This window comes from Tabrizicola sp., from assembly GCF_031377265.1.
Classification (GTDB): domain Bacteria; phylum Pseudomonadota; class Alphaproteobacteria; order Rhodobacterales; family Rhodobacteraceae; genus JAUYQR01.
The window spans coordinates 1-6,044 of the sequence record NZ_JANMET010000073.1 but is presented as its reverse complement, the minus strand read 5'-3'; the positions used below and the strand labels follow the sequence as shown (position 1 = coordinate 6,044).

Here is a 6,044-nt window from a genome sequence, read left to right as displayed (position 1 = left end):
GGCCTGCCGTGGGAAATGGGCCTGACCGAGGCGCATCAGGTCTTGTCGATGAACAACCTGCGTGAGCGGGTGACTTTGCGCACCGACGGAGGCCTGCGGACGGGTCGGGATATCGTGATGGCTGCAATGCTGGGGGCCGAGGAATACGGCATCGGCACCGCAGCACTGATCGCGATGGGCTGCATCATGGTGCGGCAGTGCCAGTCGAACACCTGCCCGGTGGGCGTCTGCACGCAGAACGAGGCGCTGCGGGCCAAGTTCACCGGATCGGCGGAAAAGGTGGTGAACCTGATCACCTTCTACGCGCAGGAGGTGCGGGAAATCCTCGCCTCAATCGGCGCCCGGTCGATGGACGAGATCATCGGGCGGGCCGATCTGTTGACGCAGGTCAGCCGGGGTGCGGCGCATCTGGATGACCTTGACCTGAACCCACTGCTGATCACCGTCGATGGTGCATCGAAGATCACCTATGACCGGTCAAAGCCGCGCAATGCGGTGCCCGATACGCTGGACGCCGAGATTGTGAAGGATGGCGCGCGGTTCTTTGAAGACGGCGAAAAGATGCAGCTTTCCTATGCCGTGCGCAACACGCACCGCACCATCGGGACGCGGGCCAGCAGTCACATCGTCAAGAAGTTCGGGATGCGCAACGCGCTGCAGCCTGATCATCTGACGGTCAAGCTGAACGGGTCTTGCGGGCAATCGCTGGGGGCGTTCGCGGTGCGCGGGATCAAGCTGGAGGTGATGGGCGACGCCAACGACTATGTCGGCAAGGGCCTGTCTGGCGGCACCATTACCGTGCGGCCGCTGATGTCTTCGCCGCTGAAAGCCGAGGAGAACACCATCATCGGCAACACCGTGCTTTACGGGGCCACCGACGGCTTTCTGTTTGCCAGCGGTCGCGCGGGCGAGCGGTTTGGCGTGCGCAACTCGGGCGCGCATGTGGTGGTCGAAGGCTGCGGGTCGAACGGCTGCGAATACATGACCGGCGGCGTGGCGGTGGTCTTGGGGCGGATCGGCGCCAACTTCGGGGCAGGGATGACCGGGGGCATGGCCTATGTCTATGACCCGAAAGGCGTGGCCGAGGATTTCATGAACCTCGAAAGCATCATCACCTGCGGTGTTGACCATCCGCATTGGGAGCTGCAGCTGAAAGGGCTGATCCTGCGGCATCACGAGGAAACCGGGTCGAAACTGGCCGAACGCATTCTGGCGGACTGGGAGGCAGAACGGCGCAACTTCTTGCAGATCTGCCCGAAAGAGATGCTGGCGCATCTTGCCTATCCGCTGAGCGACGAGGTTGCGAGAGTTCCTGCCGAGTAGGGGATTTTCGTTCCCCAAACCGCTTTGGATATGCTATGAGAGGGTCGTTGCGCACAGTCGCAATGGCCCTTTCGCCTTGGAGCACCCACCATGTCCGACCTGATCATCGTTGCCTTCCCCGATGAGGCCACGGCCTTCGAGGCCGGAAAGGCGCTGGTTGCGCTGCAAAAGGAATACCTGATCGAGATGGAGGATGTGGTCGTTGTCACCCGCGATGACAGCGGCAAGGTCAGCTTGCATCAGGCCACAAGCCTGGTCACCGGCGGTGCAATCGGTGGCGGTCTTTGGGGCGCGCTGGTCGGGATGCTGTTCCTGAACCCGATTGTCGGGGCCGCCGTTGGTGCCGGGGCGGGCGCGCTGGCAGGCAAGTTCACCGACATGGGGATAGATGACGAATTTCTGCGCAACATCGGCCAAAGTCTGGACAAGGGCGGGGCGGCGGTGGGCATTCTGGTGCGCAAGATGACGCCGGACAAGGTGCTGGAGCGGCTGGAGCCGTTTCGCCACAAGGGCCGGGTGATGCACACCTCGTTCAGCCATGAAGCAGAGGCCAAGCTGCGCGAGTTTCTGGAAAAGATCCCGCCGCTGGGCCAACCGTCCGACCAATTGGGCGGTGGCCGGCGCTAAGCCCCCCCACCCGCTGCGCAACCCTTGACGCCGCGCGCGCACCCGCGTCTATGTTCCGGTCATGACCGAAAAGACCCCTGAAAAGGCCGCCGAAAAACCGGCAGCAAGGCCGCGCAAGCGCAAAGCGAAACTGGCAGGCGCTGCGGCCGCCGAAGGCCTTTCGCCTTGGCGCAGGGCGTTGCGCTGGTTGTTGCGTGGGGCTGCGGCGGTTGCTGCGGTCTATGCCTTTCTGGTGATCCTGTTCAGCTTTCTGCCGCCGCCGATCAACCTGTACCAGACCGGCGAGGCGTGGCGGCTGGGCGGGATCGAGAAGGACTGGGTGAGTTGGGACGAAATCGCTCCGGTCATGGGCCGGTCGGCCGTGGCGGCAGAGGACGCGAATTTCTGCAACCACTGGGGTTTTGACATGGCGGCGATCCGGCTGGCCATCAAACAGGGCGGCAATCGCGGTGCCTCGACCATCAGTCAGCAGGTGGTGAAGAACGTGTTCCTGTGGCACGGGCGCAGCTATTTGCGCAAGGCAATGGAGGCAGTGCTGACCCCGGCGGTGGAATTGTTCTGGTCCAAGCAGCGCATTCTGGAAGTCTATCTGAACGTGGCCGAGTTCGACGAAGGCGTGTTCGGGGTGCAGGCGGCAGCGCAGCATTACTTCGGCGTCGATGCCAAGGACCTGAGCGCGTTACAGGCTGGGCGGCTGGCGGCGGTTTTGCCTGATCCAAAGGACTTCAGCGCCTCCAAGCCTTCCAGCTTTGTGCGCAGCCGGACGCGGTCGATCATGAGCGGCGCGGAAACCATTGCGGCAGACGGACGTTCCGCCTGTTTTGAGGGCTGACGCGGTCTGGGGATTGAATTTCACCCCGGCGCGCGGCAATGAAGAGCGATACCCGAGGTGTCTGACCGATGAACCGATTGTACCATGTTCCGCTGTCGCCGTTTTGCCGCAAGGTGCGCCTGACGCTTGCGGAAAAAAAGATCGAAGTCGAACTGGTCGAGGAGCGGTATTGGGAGCCGTCGCCGGATTTCCTGCGTCGCAATCCGGCCGGAAAGGTGCCCGTTCTGCGGATCGATGGCCGGGTGATGAGCGAAAGCCAGGCGATCTGCGAATATCTGGAGGAGGTGGTGCCGACGCCACCGCTGCTGCCCCGCGACCCGGACGCGCGCTATGAGGTGCGCCGGTTGTGCGCCTGGTTTGACGACAAGTTCCAGAACGAGGTCACCTCGAAGCTGCTGTATGAACGGGTCAACAAGAAGGTCACCGGGCAGGGCTATCCTGACAGCAAGAACGTCAAGGCGGGGTCAAGCCGGATCAAGTATCACCTCGATTACATGGCGTGGCTCTTGGATCAGCGGCGCTGGCTGGCGGGCGATGTGATGACACTGGCCGATTTCACCGCAGCGGCGCATCTGAGCTGTCTGGATTACATCAGTGATGTGGATTGGAACCGTCATATCGTGCTGAAAGACTGGTATGCGAAGATCAAGTCGCGGCCCTGTTTCCGCACGCTGCTGGCAGACCAGATTTCGGGATTTCCGCCCGCAGCGCATTATGCCGACCTGGATTTCTGATCCTGAACGGACGGGGGGCCAGCCCCCCCCCCTGCACCTCCCGGAGTATTTCTCCAAAGAGCAAACCCATGACGGACGCGGGTTTGAAGGCCCTGCTGGTGGCGCGGGGCCTTGAAGAAGGCTTTGCCAAGGTGGGGATTTGTCGGCCTGATGCGGTGCCGGAAACGGCGGCGCGTCTGGCGGCGTTTCTGGATGCCGGACATCACGGTCAGATGGGCTGGATGGCCGAGCGGGTGAAGTGGCGCGGGTCGGCGGCGGCGCTGTGGCCGCAGGCGCGGTCGGTGATTATGCTGGCCGAGGCCTATACGCCCGAGGGCAACCCGATGACCGGCCTTGCCGCGCGCGACCGTGGGGTGGTGAGTTGCTATGCGCAGGGGAAAGACTACCACGATCTGGTCAAGCGGCGCCTGAAGCGGCTGGGGCGCTGGCTGGTGGATCAGTCGGGCTGCGAAATCAAGGTGTTCGTCGATACGGCCCCGGTGATGGAAAAGCCACTGGCACAGGCGGCGGGGCTGGGCTGGCAGGGCAAGCATACCAACCTTTTGGGCCGCGATCTTGGCAATTGGGTGTTTCTGGGGGCGATCTTCACCACGCTGGAGCTGCCGGTGGATGCGCCTGAGGTGGATCACTGCGGGACCTGCAGCGCCTGTCTGGATATCTGCCCGACGGAGGCATTTCCGGCGCCGTACCGGTTGGACGCCAGACGCTGCATTTCCTATCTGACGATCGAGCATAAGGGGCCGGTCGACGAAGATTTGCGCGGGTTGATGGGCAACCGGATCTATGGCTGCGACGATTGTCTGGCCGTCTGCCCGTGGAACAAGTTCGCGGTGGCGGCGGGGGAGATCGGCTATCAACCGCGCGTCGGTTTGCCGGAGTTGGCGGAGCTTGCCATGCTGGACGACGCGGCGTTTCGGGCCCGGTTTGCCGGTAGCCCGATCAAGCGGATCGGGCGCGACCGGTTTGTGCGCAATGTGCTTTATGCCATCGGGAATTCCGGGATGCCGGGGTTGCGTGGTGCCGCAATGGGGTTGTTAGATGATGCCGATCCGGCGGTGGCGGATGCGGCGCGCTGGGCGGTGGGGCGATTGTAGGGGGGCGGAATGGACCGGTTAAAAGGCAAGGTTGCCATCGTTTCGGGTGGGGCGGGGGGATGCGGCGCGGCGGCTGTGCGGCTGTTTGCGGCCGAGGGCGCGGCGGTTGGGATCCTTGACCGCGATGTCGCGCGGGGGGAGGCGCTGGCGGCTGAACTGGTGGCCAAGGGGCACCGGGTGGTGTTTGCCGCCGCGAATGTTGCGGCCAAGGCGGAGGTCGAGGCGGCGGTGGCCAAGGTGGCGGCGGCGCTGGGCCCGGTGACGGTGCTGTTCAACCATGCCGGCACCATCGTGATCAAACCGTTCCTGGAGACCGAGGAGGCGGATTGGGACTTTCTGTTCGATGTGAACGTGAAGTCGATGTACCTGGTGACCCGCGCGGTGCTGCCGCAGATGATTGCAGCGGGGGGTGGCAGCATCGTCTGCACCTCCAGCATCTCGGCGGTTTATGCGACGCCGATGGAGGTGCTGTATGATGCGACGAAAGGGGCCTGCCACATGTTTTCGCGCGCGATTGCGGTAGAGTTCCGGGACCGGGGGGTTCGCTGCAATGCGATCTGTCCGGGGTTCATCGAGACGCCGCACGGGGTGCGCGAGGTGAAGGAGCTGACGGCGCTGGGGGTGGATGTGTCGGAGGCGGCGATCAAGGCGGCGCAGGGGCGGCTGGGCCAGCCGGAGGATATCGCGCGGGCGGCGCTGTACCTGGCATCTGACGACGCGGAGTTTGTGACCGGCACCTATCTGTTTGTCGATGGTGGGTTTTCGGCGGTGTAGGCGGGTGTTGGCTTGCGCGATTTGGGTTGGCGATGATTCTGGGGTATGATGGCAGCTGTCTTTACCTGAGGAGGTTGGCATGAAGCGCAGCATTGAAGGCCGTCATCCGGCGGATCATCAGGGGCCCAGCACCGGGGTGCAGGTGCGGCAGTTCTGGCGGATTGCCCGGGGTGCGCGGCAGGGCTGGCACCGGGCGCATGGGCGCAGCGGATCGTCGCGGTTGGTGCAGTTTCTGCGAATCGCGCGGGGGTGGACGACCTAGGCTGTCCACGCGTGGACAAGGCTGGGAGCCATGTAAAAACAAAGGCTTAGCGGCGCGAATTCAGGTTTTGTTAACACCTGACCAGTCGTGAATGCCAAAACGAAAAAGGGTGCGCCGGTGTGGCGCACCCTTTCTTTTTTCGCCGTCCGTTGGGTTCAGGCGCGCACCAGCCGCTCATATTCCAGCGACACGCGTTTGGTCAGATCGCCGACTTCGAAGTTGTAATCGCCGATCTGGCCCACCGGCGTCACCTCGGCGGCGGTGCCGGTCAGCCAGCACTGTTCGAACGATTCCAGTTCTTCGGGCATGATGTGGCGTTCATGCACCTTGATCTGCATGTCTTTCAGCATGCCGATCACGGTCTGGCGGGTCAGGCCGTTCAGGAAGCAATCGGCCTT

General features: G+C 63.4%; 8 protein-coding genes. 7 read left to right on the top strand and 1 reads right to left on the bottom strand.

Annotated elements, in window-relative coordinates; all coding sequences use genetic code 11:
* From RMO18_RS04125 to RMO18_RS04095, 7 genes are all read left to right on the top strand, one after another.
* Window positions 1-1,323: glutamate synthase-related protein (locus tag RMO18_RS04125; protein WP_309664086.1), on the top strand; the 1,323-nt coding region annotated here is incomplete at its 5' end.
* 90 nt (window positions 1,324-1,413) lie between these two features.
* Window positions 1,414-1,950 (top strand): DUF1269 domain-containing protein, encoded by a 537-nt coding sequence (locus RMO18_RS04120; RefSeq protein WP_309664084.1) that lies wholly within the window; start codon window positions 1,414-1,416, stop codon window positions 1,948-1,950.
* A gap of 61 nt (window positions 1,951-2,011) precedes the next feature.
* Window positions 2,012-2,782 (top strand): monofunctional biosynthetic peptidoglycan transglycosylase, encoded by a 771-nt coding sequence (mtgA, locus tag RMO18_RS04115; protein ID WP_309664082.1) that lies wholly within the window; start codon window positions 2,012-2,014, stop codon window positions 2,780-2,782.
* Window positions 2,783-2,850: 68 nt separating this feature from the next.
* Window positions 2,851-3,516 carry a glutathione S-transferase family protein gene (locus tag RMO18_RS04110; RefSeq protein ID WP_309664080.1) on the top strand — a complete coding sequence of 222 codons (666 nt, stop codon included), beginning with the start codon at window positions 2,851-2,853 and terminating at the stop codon, window positions 3,514-3,516.
* A gap of 68 nt (window positions 3,517-3,584) precedes the next feature.
* Entirely contained in the window at window positions 3,585-4,610 is a 1,026-nt protein-coding gene (gene queG, locus RMO18_RS04105; protein ID WP_309664079.1) for a tRNA epoxyqueuosine(34) reductase QueG, read from the top strand.
* Window positions 4,611-4,619: 9 nt separating this feature from the next.
* Entirely contained in the window at window positions 4,620-5,384 is a 765-nt protein-coding gene (locus RMO18_RS04100; RefSeq protein WP_309664078.1) for an SDR family NAD(P)-dependent oxidoreductase, read from the top strand.
* Window positions 5,385-5,463: 79 nt separating this feature from the next.
* Window positions 5,464-5,646, top strand: coding sequence for a hypothetical protein (locus tag RMO18_RS04095; RefSeq protein ID WP_309664076.1), 183 nt, complete (start codon window positions 5,464-5,466; stop codon window positions 5,644-5,646).
* Window positions 5,647-5,801: 155 nt separating this feature from the next.
* Here RMO18_RS04095 and RMO18_RS04090 read toward each other — a convergent pair.
* On the bottom strand, window positions 5,802-6,044 hold a 243-nt coding region (locus RMO18_RS04090; RefSeq protein WP_309664074.1), incomplete at its 5' end, for an aminotransferase class IV.

Coding starts and splice junctions, on each gene's coding strand:
- RMO18_RS04110 (WP_309664080.1), top strand. CDS start 2,851: ATGAACCGATTGTACCATGTTCCGCTGTCGCCGTTTTGCCGCAAGGTG.
- mtgA (WP_309664082.1), top strand. CDS start 2,012: ATGACCGAAAAGACCCCTGAAAAGGCCGCCGAAAAACCGGCAGCAAGG.
- RMO18_RS04120 (WP_309664084.1), top strand. CDS start 1,414: ATGTCCGACCTGATCATCGTTGCCTTCCCCGATGAGGCCACGGCCTTC.
- RMO18_RS04095 (WP_309664076.1), top strand. CDS start 5,464: ATGAAGCGCAGCATTGAAGGCCGTCATCCGGCGGATCATCAGGGGCCC.
- RMO18_RS04100 (WP_309664078.1), top strand. CDS start 4,620: ATGGACCGGTTAAAAGGCAAGGTTGCCATCGTTTCGGGTGGGGCGGGG.
- queG (WP_309664079.1), top strand. CDS start 3,585: ATGACGGACGCGGGTTTGAAGGCCCTGCTGGTGGCGCGGGGCCTTGAA.